Below are 14,902 nucleotides of genomic sequence, written 5' to 3' on the forward strand. Positions count from 1 at the left end.
TCAGCCTATCTTGTCCAGGCGCAACGGCATCGTGATATCGAGCCACTGATTTTGCCCACAGGCACCGCTCGGGCCGACCGTCTTGTCCTTTCCGGCCATCGTCGGCGACCCCAGCTGATATCCGCCGTAGTCGTTCACGGGATAGAAAAAGAAAGTCTGCTGTCCGGTGTAGGCGGTGCCGTCCTCGCACCGCTCCCAGTCCCGGACCTCGCGTTTGACCTTCCACATCTCCCCGTCATTCATATATAGGGGCGCACTCCATCCCTGGTCGCTCGTCACCGTGCCGTGGCATTCCTGAAACGTTTCGCACGTCGAGCTGATGGTCCATGTCTGGACGACCGTCGGCTCGCCGTAGTACTGATCGTTCCTCTGGGCCCAATCGCCGATGGAGGTGGCGCGGAATGTGCCGTTGACGGCCACTTCTTCCTTTGTTGTCGCCCGGGCTGTGGATGCCGTGCCCAAACCGCCGAATACGGTGGCGGCCACCAGCGTTGCGGTAGTGAGTGTTCGAACTGAACGCATCAGGCGCTCCTCCACCCGCTTCAATTAACCGACATTGTTATGCGGTTTTCGACATTGCTTGCGGCTTTTCGTGCAATGAGATTAACACCGGTTCGGCTCCGACAAAATGCCGATCGGACCAGAAATGGCAGCGGTCACGACAGCGGATCCAACATCGAGATCAGCCAGGCACCATTGACTTTCGTCAACGTCACCCGGGCGGTGTTCGCGGTTGTCTGCGGTTCCGGCTTCTCCTTGCTTTTGGCGGTCTGGTTGATGAACACCAGCACGACGGCGGAATCCGGGTGTAACTCCGAGACGGCGGCCCGAACCACCTGGGCCGTCTGCGTGACCTGCTTCTGCTGTGCCATCGCCGCGATCTGTTCGGTGAACTTGGTGTAGTAGGCGAGAAAATCACCGGTGAGATATGACTTCGCCTTGGAAAAGTCGCGGTCCAGGTTGTCGGGAGAGTACGACAGCACCGCCACGGAACCTTCCGACGCCGCCTGGATCGCCCGGTGGGCCACCGCGTCGCCGACCCGCTGATCCGGCCGGTACAGATTGAAGTACAAACCGGCGGCGACGCCCACCGCGGTAACGACCAGCATCGTCGCGACTATCCAACGCCACCTCGCCCTGCACCGGCGGATCCAGCGCCCGATCGTGGCGGGCCCACCGGTGCGAGCCGATCCCGCGGAGCCGGGGGGCGACTCAATGTCGGACGCTGTGGTCTCGATGTCGTCCAGCGACGAGCCAGGCTCGACAGTCATTGCAGGAAGTCGACTTTCGACATCTTGGGCTGACCGCCGTCGCGCTTGAGGCCAACGCTGATCCGCAGCGGGACCGTTGGCCGTTTCGTGTTGTCCGGGTTGGTGACATCGGATTTCGCCGCGACAAGCACGACCGCCGAATCATCGCTGAGCGACTCGACGGCGACGGCTTCCACGGTGCCCTTGCTGGTCACCTTCGATTCCTCCGCCTGCTTGGCCCGCAGGCCTGACAACGCCGACAGCTGGGCCTTGAAGTCGCCCGTGGAGTCGTCGATCATGCGCTGGAAGTCGTCCCTGACATGGTTGGCGTCGATCGACAGAAGCGCCGTGACCCCCTGCCGGGCCGCGGCGGCGAACTCGGCGGTGATCTGTTGCTTGTGCACGGTGGTGCGGTGCTGCCACACCATGTAGCCGCTCGCCGCGAGGGAAACGGAGGCGAGCACGACGCCGACGCCGGCGGCTATTGCTTTCCGCCCCGGACGTCGGAGCCACCGCGGGCGCGTGGGACGCCGCAGTCGCCGGGGACGCCGCGGCAACCGGATCCGTCTCCGGGTCGACTTCGCGGAGCGCCGCTCGGCATCTTGGGCAGCCTCGCGCAGCCTCGCGAGGCGGGCCCGAGCCGCCTCGGCGCGCGCTTCCGCCGCGGCAACTTCGTCTTCGGCGTCCACGTCCGCCGGCTCGTCACAACGGTCGGCGTCGGGCCCATCCGGATCTTGCACGGAGAAGCAGCTTATCACTTCGGCCTGGGCTCAACGCCGGCATCGGGTGGCTCCCTCCGAGGCTCTTACATGCGGAAATGCTCGCTCGTCGGGCACCAGGCCGAGGGGTGTTCGGGGGCGGCCGGAACGGACGACCGGCCTGGCCCAGGCGACCTTCTCCGAGGAGGAGAATTTTCTTTCCGGATCTTTCCGGATGTGGCACAGTATTTGCGTGCGATCAATCGTGGCCCTGTTTGCCGCGTTAATCGGCGCCGGCGTGCTGGCGGCGCCGCCATCTTTCGCCGGGCCGACCGTCTGCGACTACCCCGCCTGCACCCCGGGCATCATGCCGCATCAGGTCCTGGGAGCGCCGTGTGACAACACCACCTACTACGTCTTCGGTGTCGACGACAGCAACGTTCCCCCCGCCGCGCAACCCGGACGGCTGATGTTCTGCGGCTCACCGCGGAGATACCAGCCGCGATGGTTCCGGTCACCGCCGATGGCGGGGGTCAAGGACGAAGGCGCCAATTGCCAGAACTACCAGAACTACGTCGCGCAGGCGCCCGACGGTCTGTTCCTGATCTGTTATGCCCACGACGGCATTTTGAGCTGGATCCGCGCCGACACCTAGCCGCACGCATCGTTCGGCCGGATGACACGTCGGTCAGTCGTGTGCTTCCAGATGCAGACCGAGTAGGCGCCGGCTGAGTTCGGTAAGCCTATCGATCAGCGTCTCGTCGTCGATATCGGCGACCAGGGGGTGCATGACCGCACTGCTGATCGCGCCCGAGAACATGGCCGCCTCGATCCGTCCATCCAGACCGGCGTTGCCCAGCAGCACTCGATACACGCGGTCCATGAAACGTCGCAGCGGTTCGTGCTCGGCCAGCAGTCGAACCACCACGGGATCGAACTGCAGCGTCCGGACCAACTGGCGATCGCGAACCGCCATCTCGACCATGCGAACCAACAGCGCGTCGCGCGCCTCCGGCCCGTCGCCGTGCGCTTCCGCTTCCTCGAGTGCCGGGAGCAGTCGACTGAATTCGCGCTCAGAAACCGCGAGCACGATCTGGTCTTTGGTCCGGAATTGGTGGTAGACAGCAGCTTTCGTGATCCCCACGGCGTCGGCGATCATCTGCAGCGATGTACCGCTGGCACCGTGCTCGGCGATCAGGTCCAGCGCGGCATCGAGTACCCGCGTGCGGGCCGGGCTGTGCTGGACGATCCTCAGCTCGCCGTCGGTGTCCGGCTGTCGTGCTGCTCTCACAGAACGAGACTAGCCGATCGGCTATTGACCGAGGCTAGCCGATCGGCTAGTTTCGCTGACTAGTCGTGTAGGCAGGCGACCGCGTGGGGAGGAGTACCGATGTCCGACGTCGGCGGGGGCGATGCGGCGGCAGGCCGCGTTGCCCGACGGCGGACCGATGGTGAGCTGATTCTGCTGTGGACGTTGCCGGCGACGGTGATCATCTGGATCGCCGCCTTCTTCCTGTTTCCGGCATTCAATCCGCCGATGTCACCCAGCATGTCGGCCGACCAGGTGGCCGCGTTCTATCGCGATCCGGCGCGCCTGCCACAGATCCGCTACAGCATGATCGTCTTCAATTGGTTCGGCGTCTGCCTGGTCCCGGTGCTGGTTCTGGTCGTGCTGCAGATCCGCAGGATGGCGCATCGCACGCCGATCTTCTCCTACGCGATGCTGGGTTGCGTGGCCGGCGGTCCCACCCTGTTTCTCGTCGCCAACGTCTGCTGGCTGCTGGCCGCCTTCCGTCCCGAGAGAAGCCCGGAGCTGACACAGCTGCTCAACGATTTCGGCTGGATCACGTTCACCATCGTGGTTCCGTTTCTGATCGGGCAAAGCGTGATCCTCGCCCTGGCAATCTATTTCGACGATCAGCCGCATCCGATATTCGGCCGTTGGGTGGCTCACTTCAACCTTCTGGTGGCGGCCGCTCTGGTGCCCGCCGCCTTCGTCGGCGTGTCATTGACCGGGCCGCTGGCGTGGGACGGCTTCTTGACGTTCTGGGTGAAAAACATTGCCATTGCCGTCTGGATCATCGTGATGGGCGTGGTTCTGGGCCAAGCCATTTACCGGGAGCGCGCCGAGAACGCCGGTCCCAGAGAACAACTGGTCGACGCATGAGTGCAGGGCCACTGCCGCAGCGGATCGCCTGGCAGCTGTGGCGCGGCCCCAAGCGCGAGCTGTGGCTGGCTTGGGCGGTGATGATCGTCTTCTACAACGTCTTCTTTGCGATGATTTTCGTGGTGGCGCAAGTCCAGCCCCCGCCGCAACCCACCTGGGACCTCGCGACGCAGGTCCACTGGTTCCATGAACGTCACCTCGGGATACCGATTGGCCTGGGTGTCATTTTCGCCATCACCGGCATGACGGCGATAAACAACGCCCTCATCGCGTATTCGATGCGGCGCATGTCGGTCAGCCGTGCCTTCGGGTACTCGTATCTGCTCATCTACTCGCTCAGCGCGCTTCCGGGCCTGCTGCTGCTCTGTGTCGCGCTGATCGTCGGGACGTTGCGGCCCGAGCGCGACCCGAAGGCGATCGGCTGGCTCTACGACTTCGCCTTCTTGTCTTTCGACGGAACCATGGGAGTGTTCCTGATCGGCTCGCTGATCTGGATGCTCGCGATTCTGCTCGACAAGAATCGGGTGTTCCCCAAGTGGTTCGGCTATCTGAACCTGTGCAACGCGCTCACCGAGGTCGTGGTGGCGCCCTGCTGGATCTTCCAGCGCGGCGTGCTGGCATGGAACGGCCAGATCGCGTGGTGGCTGGACATGGTCGTGTTCGGCGTCTACCAAGTCACTTTCATCGTGATGCTGTTTCGGATGATCCGCCGCGAAGACTTCGGCACCGGGCCCCTGCCCGACCTCGCGCGCAAGGCGGTGGCAACGCAATGACGGACCTCGCCAGGAAGGACAAGCCGGCCAGGTTCGTGCCCGGGCAGCCGGACATGTGGGCGTTCGTGTTGTTCGAAACGCTGGTCTTCACCGGATATTTCGGCTTCTACCTGTTCTATCGCGCCCGAAGCCCCGAGCTCTTCCTGCACTCGCAGGCGCAGCTGGACCTACGCATCGGGGTTTTCAATACGCTGGTGTTACTGCTGAGCTCCTGGTCAGTAGCGCGGTGTGTGCAGTCATCGCGCGCCGGCGCCTACCGGGCGGCGCTCAGGGACGTCTACATCACGGCCGCATTCGCCGCAATCTTCCTGCTTTTCAAGGTGTTCGAGTGGGCCCGGTTGGTCCGCATGGGAAATGGATTCGACAGCAACGACTTCTTCACCTACTACTTCTTCCTCACCGGAATCCACTTCGTGCACCTGCTGATCGGCTTCGTCGTCCTGGGCGTCGTGGTCTATCAACTGCGAAGTCCCGCACGGCGATCCCAGGAACTTGTCGAAACATGCGCCACCTATTGGCACACCGTCGACTTCCTCTGGGTGCTCATCTTTGCGATGCTCTACGTGGTGAGGTGATCGGTGGTCAAATTCAACAAGAGGCTGCTGATCGTTTGGGTGGTGCTGGCCTCGCTCACCCTGGCGTATCTGTGGATCGACCGCGCCGATCGCGCGAACACCGCCAGCGCCGCGGTCACGTCAGCCGTGATCGTGATCGCAGTCATCAAGGTGCGCATCATCTTTCGGGAATTCATGGAAGTCCGCCAGGCCCCGGTCCTGCTGTGCCGCCTGACCGACGCCTGGGTCGTGCTCATCGCGGCAAGCATGCTCGCCTGCTACTTCATCGGCATGCAGGTGGGGTAGTTCCGGCTTGGGAGACGTCTTGGACACCGAGATTGACGCTGGCGTGCAAGTTACTCGCTCTTTTTCGCGCCACCGTCGATCTCGAAGAGACCTGATTGCAACCCGCGAGAACGCTCAGCTCGCAGCTGCCACCGAATCGGCGGTCGTGAACGTCAGGTGCAGTTGGCTCAGGCCGCGCAAGATATACGTCGGCTCGTAGGTGTAGCGGCGGTGGGCGCTCGGCCCGTGGTGGGCCTCGTCAATCTCGATGTGCGACATCCGATCCAGGATGCGCTCGATCGAGACACGTCCCTCCACTCGGGCGAGCGGCCCACCGGGGCACGAGTGAACGCCTCGGGCGAAGGCCATGTGTTCGCGGACGTTCTTGCGGTTGAGATCGAACTCGTGCGGGTTTTCGAACCGGCGCGGATCGCGATTCGCGGCGCCCGGCAGCACCATTACGACGGTGCCCGCGGGTATGTCGACGCCGCCGATCCGGGCGGCCCTGCGGGCCAGCCGCGAGTCGCTCTTCACGGGGCTTTCCATGCGCAGCGATTCCTCGATGAAATTCGGAATCAGGCTGCGGTCGTCGCGCAGCCGCTGCTGGATGTCCGGCCGATCGCCGATCACCTGCAACGCGCCGCTGAGCAGCTTGGCGGTGGTCTCCTGCCCCGCGGCGAAAAGGAACGTGGCCGAGCGGACCACCTCGATGACCGGCGGCGTCGATCCGTCCGGATACTTCGCATTGGCCAGCGAGGTCAGCACGTCGTTGCGCGGTTCGCGTCGCCGATCCTCGATGTAGGAGCAGAACTTGTCGTCGAGCCACTCCAGCGGGTTGATGCCGACCGACTCGTGGTCCAGGGCACCCACCCGCGCCTCGGGCCGGTCGGCGCCCAGGACGGTGCGGAACTCCTTGTGGTCGTCCTCCGGGACGCCGAGCAGGTCGGCGATCACCAACGTGGCGAACGGCTTTGAGTATTCGGAGATGAACTCGCACTCGCCGTTGTGCAGGAACTCGTCGAGCTGGCGGTCGGCGAGGCGCCACATGAACTCCTCGTTCTGCTTCAGCCGGCTCGGGGTCAGCAGCTTGCTCAGTACCGATCGGGCCCGGGTGTGCTCGGGCGGGTCCATAGTGACCATGTGCTCGTACATCGGGAAGTAGCTGCGGTGCTCGTCGATCTGCGCGCTGATGTCGTCGCCCTCGGGTTGGAAGGGCAGCGGGGGGAAGGGCCCGCCGAGCGCGACGATGTTCGAGAACGTGTCGGGGTCCTTGTAGACCTCGGTGGCCTCCTCGTAGCCGGTGATGGCGACGACCCCGTGATGCGGCAGGCGCAGCACCGGGTTTTGGCTGCGCAGGTAGTCGAAGTACGGGTGCGGATCGGGGACCAGTGACTGATCGGTGAAGAAGTCGATCGAAGCGAAGTCGCTCATCGGATTGCGTCCCCCTGGGCTGCGTGTTCGGTGGCAAGTCGTGCTGCCGCCCGGTTTCGATATCGAGAATGTGCTGAGCACCTGCTTAGCATGGCGGTAATGTCAGGGTCAAGGTCACGACGCCGCGCCACGATACGATCCGTGTGGTCGGCACGGAAGCGCAGAGAATACGGGGTAACGGCATGACATCGGCCCGCCGGATCGGGGCGCCGGACGCGAAGAATCGCGGCCTGCTGCTCGACGCGGCCGAGCAGCTGATGATCGAGGAGGGCTACGCCGCGGTCACGTCGCGCCGGCTGGCGAGCAAGGCGGGCCTCAAACCCCAGCTGGTGCACTACTACTTCCGCACGATGGAGGAGCTGTTCCTCGAGGTCTTCCGCCGGCGCGCCGAAGAGGGCCTTCAAGTGCAGGCGCGCGCGCTGCAATCGCCTCAGCCGTTGTGGGCGCTGTGGAGGTTCGGCACCGATCCCGCGTTCACCCGGATTTCCATGGAATTCATGGCGCTGGCGAATCACCGAAAGGAGCTGCGCGCCGAAATCGCTTACTACGCGGAGCGTTTCCGGGATGAGCAACGCAAGGCGGTGACGTCCGCGCTGCAGCGCTATGGCGTCTCCAGTGAGGAGATGCCCCCGGTGGTCTGGACGGTGCTGATGACCAGCCTGTCGCGGTTTCTGGTGCTGGAGAAGGCGGTTGGCATTTCCGGCGGTCACGCCGAAACCCTGGAGCTCGTCGAGAGTTACCTGCGCCGCCTGGAGGGCGAGCCGCAGCCGATCGAGGGCATACCGCCGGCCTGGGTGGTTCACCAGTTGCGGGTCGAGCAGAGCACGCCCCTGGGCCCGTCCTTGGACACCACGACGGTTCCGTCCACCGACAAGTCGCAATGAAACTGCGGCGTGCCGGGCTCGGTGCCGGTGTTGACCACGACCATGGCCCAGTATTCGGGTTTCGCCAAATCTAGTTCGTAGCTCCACGGCTTGTCCGGGGCGATGTCGGTCTTGACGTTCGGCGTAAATGAGTAGGGGTTGTGGCTGTAGTCGGAGAACATCGCCGGTTCGTGATCGATGTAATAGATGTTGGCGTAGATCGGATTCTGCACGCTGATGGTGTATTTGACGTGATGCATCACCGGGTCGTCGGCGTGTGCGGATCCGGTGCTCAGCGATAAACCCGTCACTGCGACCAACATCGCCGAGCCCGCGCCCAGCAACCTGTATGCGATGGTCATGTCGCTCCTCCGCCTCCCGGGCGCGGACTGGTGCTGCGGTTCATTACTCGCTCTGCGGCCCGCCAGTGCGCGTCGGCGACCCAGAGTCGTGCAAAGGATGCTATCGCCTCGTCCGGCGAAACTCCGCTGATTACCCGCTTTATCTCGGTCGCCGGGTGGCGGGCCAACGAGCTGGCGACCGATCGCCAGCCCTCGTCGAACGACGAGCGCGGGAACACCAGGTCCACCAAGCCAATCCGCTCGGCCTCGGCCGCGGTGAGCGTGGTGCCGGTGCCCGCCAGCAGCAGTGCCCTGCCCTTCCCGACGAGGGTGGCCAGTCGCTCGGCGCCGCCCCAGGCCGGCATGATTTCCAGCTCCACTTGATTGAAGCCGATCTTGATGTCGTCGGCCGCCACCCGAATGTCCGCGGCGACAGCAACTTCCGCACCGCCGCCGAAGGCGTGACCGTTCAGCGCGGCGATCACCGGGGCCGGGAAACCGGCGAGGTGATCGCAGATCGACCGCATCCGCTTCGCCATCGCCGCGGCGTCCTCCTCGGTCCGCAGCGTGCTCAGCTCCTTGAGGTCGCCGCCGGACACGAAGGCCCGATCGCCGGAGCCCTTGATCACCAGGGCCCGAGCGCCCGCGGCCGCGTCGAGCGCCTTTTCCAGTTGCTCCATGGTGTCCAGCGCGATCGCGTTGCGCGCGTGCGGGCGATCGATGGTGAGCACCGCCAACCCATCGTCGATCTCCAGATCCACCATGCGTCGTTGCTCCTTGGCCGAAAAGCCGATATTGGCGTTCTCTTCTTGGGAGAATAACATCATCGTTGCAGGCCCAGAACTTCGTCGACGAGGCCGGAGGTGCCCCATGCTCAACCGGATCACCGCGGTGGCTGTGGCGCTCTCCGTCGCCGTCCTCGGGGCCTGCACCCCGAGGACGCAGACCCCGGCCGGCGGCACGGCATCGGTGACCGTCAACGGCAACGACGCGAAATTCCAGATCGTCAAGTGCACCCAGGTGGAGTGGTTCCGCACGATCGACATCGGCGGCAATTTTTCCGGGGCCACGGTCTCCGTCGACGAACGCGCGGAGCCCGTGGCGGTCAAGTCGGTGCACATCCGCAATTTGAGCGGCTTCACCGGCATGTACTCACAAGGCGGCGAGGGTGACGCCAACAGCAGCCTGAGCGGCGGCAAGTTCACGATCACCGGCACGGCCAACGGCTACAAGGCCGACAAGCCGAACGAACCGGCGACCGCGACCTTCAAAATCGTCGTCACCTGCTGAAGTCCCGCAGCGCGCCGGCGCACGTTGCGGTTGGGCATCTGTAGAGAATAGTATTCTCACAAATTGCGAAGGAGGATTTCATGGGCCAGTTGTCGCATCGGGAAGACGTCCCGTTTCCGATCTTTGACGCGGACAATCATCTCTACGAGCCGCCGGAGGCGCTGACCAAGTTCCTGCCCAAGGAGTACAAGGACTTCGTCCAGTACGTGCAGGTCAACGGGCGGACCAAGATCGCGATCCGGGGACATATCAGCAACTACATCCCCAACCCGACCTTCGAGGTCGTCGCGCGGCCTGGCGCCTGGGAGGAGTACTTCAAGTTCGGCAACCCCGAAGGCAAGACCAAGCGCGAGCTGTTCGGTGAGCCGATGCGCGCGATCCCGGCGTTCTTCGAGCCCGGGCCGCGCCTGGAGAAGATGAACGAGCTGGGCCTGGACCGCACCCTGATGTTCCCGACGCTGGCCAGCCTGCTCGAGGAGCGGCTGCGCGACGACCCGGTCGCCGTCCACGTCCTGATCCATGCGCTGAACCAGTGGCTGGATGAGGTGTGGGGCTTCAACTACCAGAACCGCATCTTCACCACCCCGGTCATCACCCTGCCGATCGTCGAGAAGGCGATCGAGGAGCTGGAGTGGGCGGTCAAGCGCGGCGCTCGCTGCATCCTGATCCGCCCGGCTCCCGTCCCCGGCTTCCGTGGGCCGCGGTCGTTCGCGGTGCCCGAGTTCGACCCGTTCTGGGAGCGCGTCGTCGAGTACGACGTGCTGGTCGGCATGCACTCCAGCGACAGTGGCTACTCCCGGTACACCTCCGAGTGGGACGGCGCCGAACAGGAGATGCTGCCGTTCCAGACCAATGCGATGGGCATCCTCAACGAGTGGCGGCCGATCCAGGACGCGGTGGGGTCGTGGGTGATTCACGGCGCGCTCTACCGCCACCCCAAGCTGAAGGTCGCGATCGTCGAGGCCGGCTCGAAGTGGATGACGCCGCTGCTGGACGGCCTGGCCGAGGTCTTCCGGAAGGCCCCGGAGGTTTTCCCCAGCGACCCCGTCGAGATGGTCAAGAACCGCATCCACGTCAGCCCGTTCTTCGAGGACGGGATCGACGACCTGGTCAGCCTCGTTGGTGTGGATCGGGTCCTGTACGGCTCGGACTGGCCGCATCCGGAGGGGCTGGCGGAGCCGACGTTCTACGTCAACGCGCTGTCGCACCTGCCCGTCGAGGACCAGGCGAAGATCATGGGCGGCAACCTCGGTCGGCTCGTCACGGTGTGACACCCTGGAAGACCATCCCCGAGATGGTCTTGAGCGCGGCGGACCGCTTCGGCGACGCGGAGGCGGTTGTCGACGGTCCGCTGCGCTTGACGTTCGCCGAGGCTGTCCAGCGAATACGTTGCGCCGCGGGCGCTTTCGCCGATCTCGGCGTCGCCAAGGGCGAGCGCGTCGCGATCTGGGCGCCCAATTCGGCCGAGTGGATCATCGCGGCCTTCGGGCTGCTCACCGCCGGCGGTGTGCTCGTGCCGGTCAACACGCGGTTCAAGGACGACGAGGCGGGCGACATCATCGGCCGCAGCGGGGCGAAGGCCGTCCTGGTGCAGAAGGGATTCCTGGGGCGCGACTACACCGCGCCCGCCGGCGTCCCCGTCATCGACCTAAAATCCGACTTCCTTTCCGGCGGTAGGCCGTTCGAGCGCGCGGTCAGCGGCACCGACATCGCCGACGTCATCTTCACCTCCGGTACGACCGGCCGCCCCAAGGGCGCGATGATGAACCATCGGCAGACGCTGCGAATGTACGACGAATGGGCGACGCTCGCCGACCTGCGCGAGGGCGACCGCTACCTGCAGATCAACCCGTACTTCCACACGTTCGGCCTGAAAGCGGGCCTGATCACGTCGTTCCTGCGCGGCGCGACGATGCTGCCGGTCGCGGTCTTCGACGTCGACACGGTGGTGGAACTCATTGCGCGGGAAGGTATTACGATGCTGCCCGGCCCGCCGACGCTGTACCACTCGCTGCTGACGGTTCGCGACAAGGCCAAGCTGTCGACGCTGCGGGCCGGCGTCACCGGCGCCGCCGACATCCCCGTCGAACTGGTTCGCCGTATACACGACGAACTGCCCTTCCAGACGCTGATGACCGGCTACGGGCTCACCGAGGCCGGCAACGTCACCCTGTCCCGGCCCGGCGATTCGTTCGAGCAGGTGGCCACCACTGCCGGCCTGCCCTGCGACGGGGTCGAGGTGCGCATCGCCGACGACGGGGAGGTGCTGGTCCGCGGCTACGGCGTCATGCAGGGCTACCTGAACGATCCCACTGGGACGGCCCAGGCGATCGACGACGACGGCTGGCTGCACACCGGGGACCTCGGCAACTTCGACGACACCGGCCGCCTGCGCGTGGTGGGCCGCAAGAAGGACATGTTCATCGTGGGCGGGTTCAACGCCTACCCGGCCGAGATCGAGGGATTTCTGCTCGAGCACCCGGCGGTGGCGCAGGCCGCCGTGATCGGGGTTCCCGACGATCGACTGGGCCAGGTGGGCAAGGCCTTCATCGTCGCCAAAACTAAAGTGTCCGAAGATGAACTGCTGGTATGGTGCCGAGAGCGGATGGCGGGATTCAAAGCGCCGAGATTCATCGAGTTTCTCGACGAGTTACCGCTCAATGCCACCGGGAAAGTGATGAAGGACCAACTCCGTTGAGTGACGGCGACATTCATTCGATGGTGATCGCGTCGGACTATCGGGTCCCTGATCCGACCCGGGTATGGCCGCTGCTCGAGCGCAACAAGGAGGCGCTCGCCGACATCGGCGCACACCACGTGCTGGTGTACACGTCCACCCACGACTACGGCCGCGTGCTGGTGATGATCGGGGTGCACAGCCGCGAGCCCATCGTGGAGCTGCTGCGCTCGCGGGTCTTCTTCGATTGGTTCGATGCCGCCGGCGTCGAAGACATTCCCGCCGTCTTCGCCGGCGAGATCATCGATCGTTTCCTTCCCGCGTCACCGCCGACGCCCGACGCCCCCGGCGTCGTCGTAGCCGCGATCGCCTCCGTCGACGACGTGTCGACGCTGACCGCCGGCGTGCGCTCGGCGATGGACAGATTCACCGCGGCCGGCATCCGAAAGACCTGGGTGTTCCAGGCTTTCGACGACGACCACGAGGTCCTGATCCTGCAGGAGTTTCCCGACGAGGACGGCGCGCGGGAGTGGATCGACCATCCGGACGCCGCCGCACAATGGCTCTCGGGCGCGGGCGTCGGCGCCTATCCGCCGCTGTTCGTCGGCCGGTTCTTCGACATGATGCGCATCGGGGCGGACTGAGCCCGGCCGATGTTCGTGTGCCTGTGCAACGGGGTCACCAGCCAGACGGTGGGCGAGGCGGTCGAGGCGGGGGCGTCGACGACCAAGGACGTCGCCCAGGCGTGCGGGGCGGGCGCCGACTGCGGGCGCTGCCGGCGGACCGTGCAGGCGATACTGCGATCGTCGACGGCGGGCCGAACGGCGAGGCAGGTCTAGGCTTGCTCAGCGGCGCCGGGTGCCGTCCGCCGACATCGGCCCGACGAGCTGGCTCAGCAGGGGCGGGATCTCGAGGCGCGGCAGGACCACCTCGACGAACACCATGCGGTCCCGATGCTGGGCGGCGGCGGTGAACGCGTCGTCGAGCTCGCCGTAGGTCTGCGCCCGGAACGCCAGGTGGTTGGCCGCGCCCAGCGCGGCGGGGACATCGGTCCACTTCCAGGGGACGATGTCGTTGTAGGGCGCCGTCTCGCCGTGAATGGCCCGCTCGACGGTGTAACCGTCGTTGTTGACCACCACGATGACCGGGGACAGCCCCTCGCGGGAGAAGGTGCCGAGCTCCTGGATCGTCAGCTGCGCGGCCCCGTCGCCGATGAGCAACACCGTCCTGCGGTCCGGATGCGCCACCGCCGCCCCGAGGGCCGCGGGCAGCGTGTAACCGATTGAGCCCCAAAGGGGTTGACCGATGAAGGTGACGCCCTGCGGCAGCCGGTGATCCGCCATGCCGTAGAACGACGTGCCCTGATCGGCGAGGACCACGTTGCCCGGGGTGAGCGCCACGCAGAGGCGGTCCCACACCATCTTCTGGGTCAGCGGTTGATCGCGGGGCGGCGGTGGCGGCAGGGGCGCGGCGGCCGGCGACACCACCGGCGGTGAGGTGATGCCGCGGCGGACCAGGATGTTGGCCAGCGCCTCCAGCGCGGCGCCCATTTCCAGCGGGGCGAAGACCTCGCCGGCCACGGTGCTCTGGTACTGCCCGACGTCGATGGTCCGGGTCGGGTCGATGCGCTGGCTGAAGAAGCCGCTGACCATGTCGGTGAACACCACCCCGGCCGTCACCAGCACAGGCGCCTGCTCGATCGCGGTGCGCACCCATTCGGCGCTGGCCGCGCCCGCGTAGATCCCCAGGAAGTTGGGCGAGCTCTCGTCGAGCAGGCTCTTTCCCCACATCAGCGTGGCGTGCGGCACGACGTCGGCGGCCAGCAGCGTCTCCAGCTCCTTGACCGCCTGCAGCCGGTGGACGAGCAGGTCGGCGAGCACGGTGAGCTGCCGGTCGCCGATGAGTTCGGTCGCGGCCTCGACGAACAGCGCCAGCGCGCGCGAGCTGGTGCCACCGGAGTAGCGGGGCAGCGGGGCCTCGGGCGGCTCGGTGGGGAAGCGGGCCACGTCGGTGGACAGCAGGATGTATCCGGGCAGCTTGTGCTCACGCACCTCGGACAGCACGCGGTCGATCTCCCTGCACGCCGTGGCCGGCATGAGATTGGCTTGGGCGCAGGTGATTTCCCGGCTGATCCGGAAGAAGTGCTCGAAGTCGCCGTCACCGAACGAATGATGCAGCGCCCGCCTGGTGCCCTGGGCGTCCTTGGAGGGACCGCCGACGATGTGCACGACGGGCACGTGCTCGGCGTAGCTGCCCGCGATCGCGTTGGCCGCCGAGAGCTCACCCACGCCGAAAGTCGTTACCAGAGCGGACATTCCGCGCAGCCGTCCGTACCCGTCTGCGGCGTAGCCGGCGTTGAGCTCGTTGGCGCTGCCCACCCATCGAATGGCCCGATGGGCGACGATGTGGTCGAGGAATTCCAGGTTGTAGTCGCCGGGAACGCCGAAGATCTCGGAGACGCCGAGCTCGGCCAGGCGATCGAGGAGGTAGTCACCGACGGTGTAGACGCTCACGAGGTCGACGGTACGCTCGGCCGAAACCACCTCCGGCCCGACGCCGCTTCGCTATGGTGC

Annotated in this window: 19 protein-coding genes; 11 read left to right on the plus strand and 8 right to left on the minus strand. The window is 65.6% G+C overall.

Going from position 1 to position 14,902, the window contains the following annotated elements; genetic code table 11:
* The 3 genes from OQ968_RS01490 to OQ968_RS01500 form a co-directional block, all read right to left on the minus strand.
* Window positions 1-522, minus strand: coding sequence for a hypothetical protein (locus OQ968_RS01490; protein WP_324675005.1), 522 nt, complete (start codon window positions 520-522; stop codon window positions 1-3).
* 134 nt (window positions 523-656) lie between these two features.
* Window positions 657-1,271, minus strand: coding sequence for a hypothetical protein (locus OQ968_RS01495; protein WP_324673944.1), 615 nt, complete (start codon window positions 1,269-1,271; stop codon window positions 657-659).
* Window positions 1,268-1,990: a hypothetical protein gene (locus OQ968_RS01500; protein WP_324673945.1), complete on the minus strand. Its 723-nt coding sequence runs from the start codon at window positions 1,988-1,990 to the stop codon at window positions 1,268-1,270. Before OQ968_RS01500 ends, OQ968_RS01495 begins: the two co-directional genes overlap by 4 nt.
* A gap of 193 nt (window positions 1,991-2,183) precedes the next feature.
* Between OQ968_RS01500 and OQ968_RS01505 the strand changes: the two genes are divergently transcribed.
* On the plus strand, window positions 2,184-2,603 hold the full coding sequence (locus OQ968_RS01505; protein WP_324673946.1) for a hypothetical protein: 420 nt from the start codon (window positions 2,184-2,186) through the stop codon (window positions 2,601-2,603).
* A 33-nt stretch (window positions 2,604-2,636) separates the two neighbouring features.
* On the opposite strand, the gene OQ968_RS01510 is transcribed toward OQ968_RS01505, so the two are convergent.
* Window positions 2,637-3,239 (minus strand): helix-turn-helix domain-containing protein, encoded by a 603-nt coding sequence (locus OQ968_RS01510; RefSeq protein WP_324673948.1) that lies wholly within the window; start codon window positions 3,237-3,239, stop codon window positions 2,637-2,639.
* A 99-nt stretch (window positions 3,240-3,338) separates the two neighbouring features.
* On the opposite strand from OQ968_RS01510, the gene OQ968_RS01515 reads away from it, so the two are divergent.
* Genes OQ968_RS01515 through OQ968_RS01530 form a run of 4 tightly spaced genes read left to right on the plus strand, consistent with a single transcriptional unit; the run spans window position 3,339 to window position 5,748 of the window.
* Entirely contained in the window at window positions 3,339-4,115 is a 777-nt protein-coding gene (locus OQ968_RS01515; RefSeq protein ID WP_324673950.1) for a hypothetical protein, read from the plus strand.
* Window positions 4,112-4,888 carry a hypothetical protein gene (locus tag OQ968_RS01520; protein ID WP_324673952.1) on the plus strand — a complete coding sequence of 259 codons (777 nt, stop codon included), beginning with the start codon at window positions 4,112-4,114 and terminating at the stop codon, window positions 4,886-4,888. Before OQ968_RS01515 ends, OQ968_RS01520 begins: the two co-directional genes overlap by 4 nt.
* Window positions 4,885-5,463: a cytochrome c oxidase subunit 3 family protein gene (locus OQ968_RS01525; protein WP_324673954.1), complete on the plus strand. Its 579-nt coding sequence runs from the start codon at window positions 4,885-4,887 to the stop codon at window positions 5,461-5,463. Before OQ968_RS01520 ends, OQ968_RS01525 begins: the two co-directional genes overlap by 4 nt.
* A gap of 3 nt (window positions 5,464-5,466) precedes the next feature.
* On the plus strand, window positions 5,467-5,748 hold the full coding sequence (locus OQ968_RS01530) for a cytochrome C oxidase subunit IV family protein (RefSeq protein ID WP_324673956.1): 282 nt from the start codon (window positions 5,467-5,469) through the stop codon (window positions 5,746-5,748).
* 114 nt (window positions 5,749-5,862) lie between these two features.
* Here the strand turns inward: OQ968_RS01530 and OQ968_RS01535 are convergent, their stop codons facing one another.
* Complete coding sequence (locus OQ968_RS01535; RefSeq protein ID WP_324673958.1) at window positions 5,863-7,158, minus strand: cytochrome P450; 1,296 nt, start codon at window positions 7,156-7,158, stop codon at window positions 5,863-5,865.
* A 182-nt stretch (window positions 7,159-7,340) separates the two neighbouring features.
* On the opposite strand from OQ968_RS01535, the gene OQ968_RS01540 reads away from it, so the two are divergent.
* On the plus strand, window positions 7,341-8,042 hold the full coding sequence (locus tag OQ968_RS01540) for a helix-turn-helix domain-containing protein (RefSeq protein ID WP_324673960.1): 702 nt from the start codon (window positions 7,341-7,343) through the stop codon (window positions 8,040-8,042).
* On the opposite strand, the gene OQ968_RS01545 is transcribed toward OQ968_RS01540, so the two are convergent.
* On the minus strand, window positions 7,958-8,344 hold the full coding sequence (locus tag OQ968_RS01545; protein WP_324675007.1) for a hypothetical protein: 387 nt from the start codon (window positions 8,342-8,344) through the stop codon (window positions 7,958-7,960). The two genes, OQ968_RS01540 and OQ968_RS01545, sit on opposite strands and share 85 nt — an antisense overlap.
* Window positions 8,345-8,379: 35 nt before the next feature.
* Window positions 8,380-9,126, minus strand: coding sequence for an enoyl-CoA hydratase/isomerase family protein (locus OQ968_RS01550; protein ID WP_324673962.1), 747 nt, complete (start codon window positions 9,124-9,126; stop codon window positions 8,380-8,382).
* 106 nt (window positions 9,127-9,232) lie between these two features.
* Here OQ968_RS01550 and OQ968_RS01555 point away from each other — a divergent pair, with 106 nt between their 5' ends.
* The 5 genes from OQ968_RS01555 to OQ968_RS01575 all read left to right on the plus strand — a co-directional run bounded on the left by OQ968_RS01555 (window position 9,233) and on the right by OQ968_RS01575 (window position 13,168).
* The gene (locus OQ968_RS01555; RefSeq protein WP_420715818.1) at window positions 9,233-9,652 is read left to right on the plus strand and encodes a lipoprotein LpqH; all 420 of its coding nucleotides are present in this window, start codon (window positions 9,233-9,235) and stop codon (window positions 9,650-9,652) included.
* Between the two features lie 80 nt (window positions 9,653-9,732).
* Window positions 9,733-10,923, plus strand: coding sequence for an amidohydrolase family protein (locus OQ968_RS01560; protein ID WP_324673966.1), 1,191 nt, complete (start codon window positions 9,733-9,735; stop codon window positions 10,921-10,923).
* A gap of 23 nt (window positions 10,924-10,946) precedes the next feature.
* On the plus strand, window positions 10,947-12,350 hold the full coding sequence (locus tag OQ968_RS01565; protein WP_324675008.1) for a FadD3 family acyl-CoA ligase: 1,404 nt from the start codon (window positions 10,947-10,949) through the stop codon (window positions 12,348-12,350).
* Window positions 12,347-12,973, plus strand: coding sequence for a fatty-acid--CoA ligase (locus OQ968_RS01570; protein ID WP_324673968.1), 627 nt, complete (start codon window positions 12,347-12,349; stop codon window positions 12,971-12,973). Before OQ968_RS01565 ends, OQ968_RS01570 begins: the two co-directional genes overlap by 4 nt.
* A 9-nt stretch (window positions 12,974-12,982) precedes the next feature.
* A complete protein-coding gene (locus tag OQ968_RS01575) occupies window positions 12,983-13,168 on the plus strand; it encodes a (2Fe-2S)-binding protein (protein ID WP_324673970.1) in 186 nt (61 codons plus the stop codon).
* Window positions 13,169-13,174: 6 nt separating this feature from the next.
* On the opposite strand, the gene OQ968_RS01580 is transcribed toward OQ968_RS01575, so the two are convergent.
* Window positions 13,175-14,872 carry an alpha-keto acid decarboxylase family protein gene (locus OQ968_RS01580; protein ID WP_420715804.1) on the minus strand — a complete coding sequence of 566 codons (1,698 nt, stop codon included), beginning with the start codon at window positions 14,870-14,872 and terminating at the stop codon, window positions 13,175-13,177.
* Window positions 14,873-14,902 lie beyond the last annotated feature (30 nt).

It is taken from the genome of Mycobacterium sp. 663a-19, assembly GCF_035616495.1.
Lineage (GTDB): Bacteria > Actinomycetota > Actinomycetes > Mycobacteriales > Mycobacteriaceae > Mycobacterium.

Bases quoted from the DNA above. Each gene is read 5' to 3' on its own strand.
- OQ968_RS01490 (WP_324675005.1), bottom strand. From the start codon at position 522: ATGCGTTCAGTTCGAACACTCACTACCGCAACGCTGGTGGCCGCCACC.
- OQ968_RS01495 (WP_324673944.1), bottom strand. From the start codon at position 1,271: ATGACTGTCGAGCCTGGCTCGTCGCTGGACGACATCGAGACCACAGCG.
- OQ968_RS01505 (WP_324673946.1), top strand. From the start codon at position 2,184: ATGTGGCACAGTATTTGCGTGCGATCAATCGTGGCCCTGTTTGCCGCG.
- OQ968_RS01515 (WP_324673950.1), top strand. From the start codon at position 3,339: ATGTCCGACGTCGGCGGGGGCGATGCGGCGGCAGGCCGCGTTGCCCGA.
- OQ968_RS01520 (WP_324673952.1), top strand. From the start codon at position 4,112: ATGAGTGCAGGGCCACTGCCGCAGCGGATCGCCTGGCAGCTGTGGCGC.
- OQ968_RS01525 (WP_324673954.1), top strand. From the start codon at position 4,885: ATGACGGACCTCGCCAGGAAGGACAAGCCGGCCAGGTTCGTGCCCGGG.
- OQ968_RS01535 (WP_324673958.1), bottom strand. From the start codon at position 7,158: ATGAGCGACTTCGCTTCGATCGACTTCTTCACCGATCAGTCACTGGTC.
- OQ968_RS01540 (WP_324673960.1), top strand. From the start codon at position 7,341: ATGACATCGGCCCGCCGGATCGGGGCGCCGGACGCGAAGAATCGCGGC.
- OQ968_RS01545 (WP_324675007.1), bottom strand. From the start codon at position 8,344: ATGTTGGTCGCAGTGACGGGTTTATCGCTGAGCACCGGATCCGCACAC.
- OQ968_RS01550 (WP_324673962.1), bottom strand. From the start codon at position 9,126: ATGGTGGATCTGGAGATCGACGATGGGTTGGCGGTGCTCACCATCGAT.
- OQ968_RS01555 (WP_420715818.1), top strand. From the start codon at position 9,233: ATGCTCAACCGGATCACCGCGGTGGCTGTGGCGCTCTCCGTCGCCGTC.
- OQ968_RS01560 (WP_324673966.1), top strand. From the start codon at position 9,733: ATGGGCCAGTTGTCGCATCGGGAAGACGTCCCGTTTCCGATCTTTGAC.
- OQ968_RS01565 (WP_324675008.1), top strand. From the start codon at position 10,947: ATGGTCTTGAGCGCGGCGGACCGCTTCGGCGACGCGGAGGCGGTTGTC.
- OQ968_RS01575 (WP_324673970.1), top strand. From the start codon at position 12,983: ATGTTCGTGTGCCTGTGCAACGGGGTCACCAGCCAGACGGTGGGCGAG.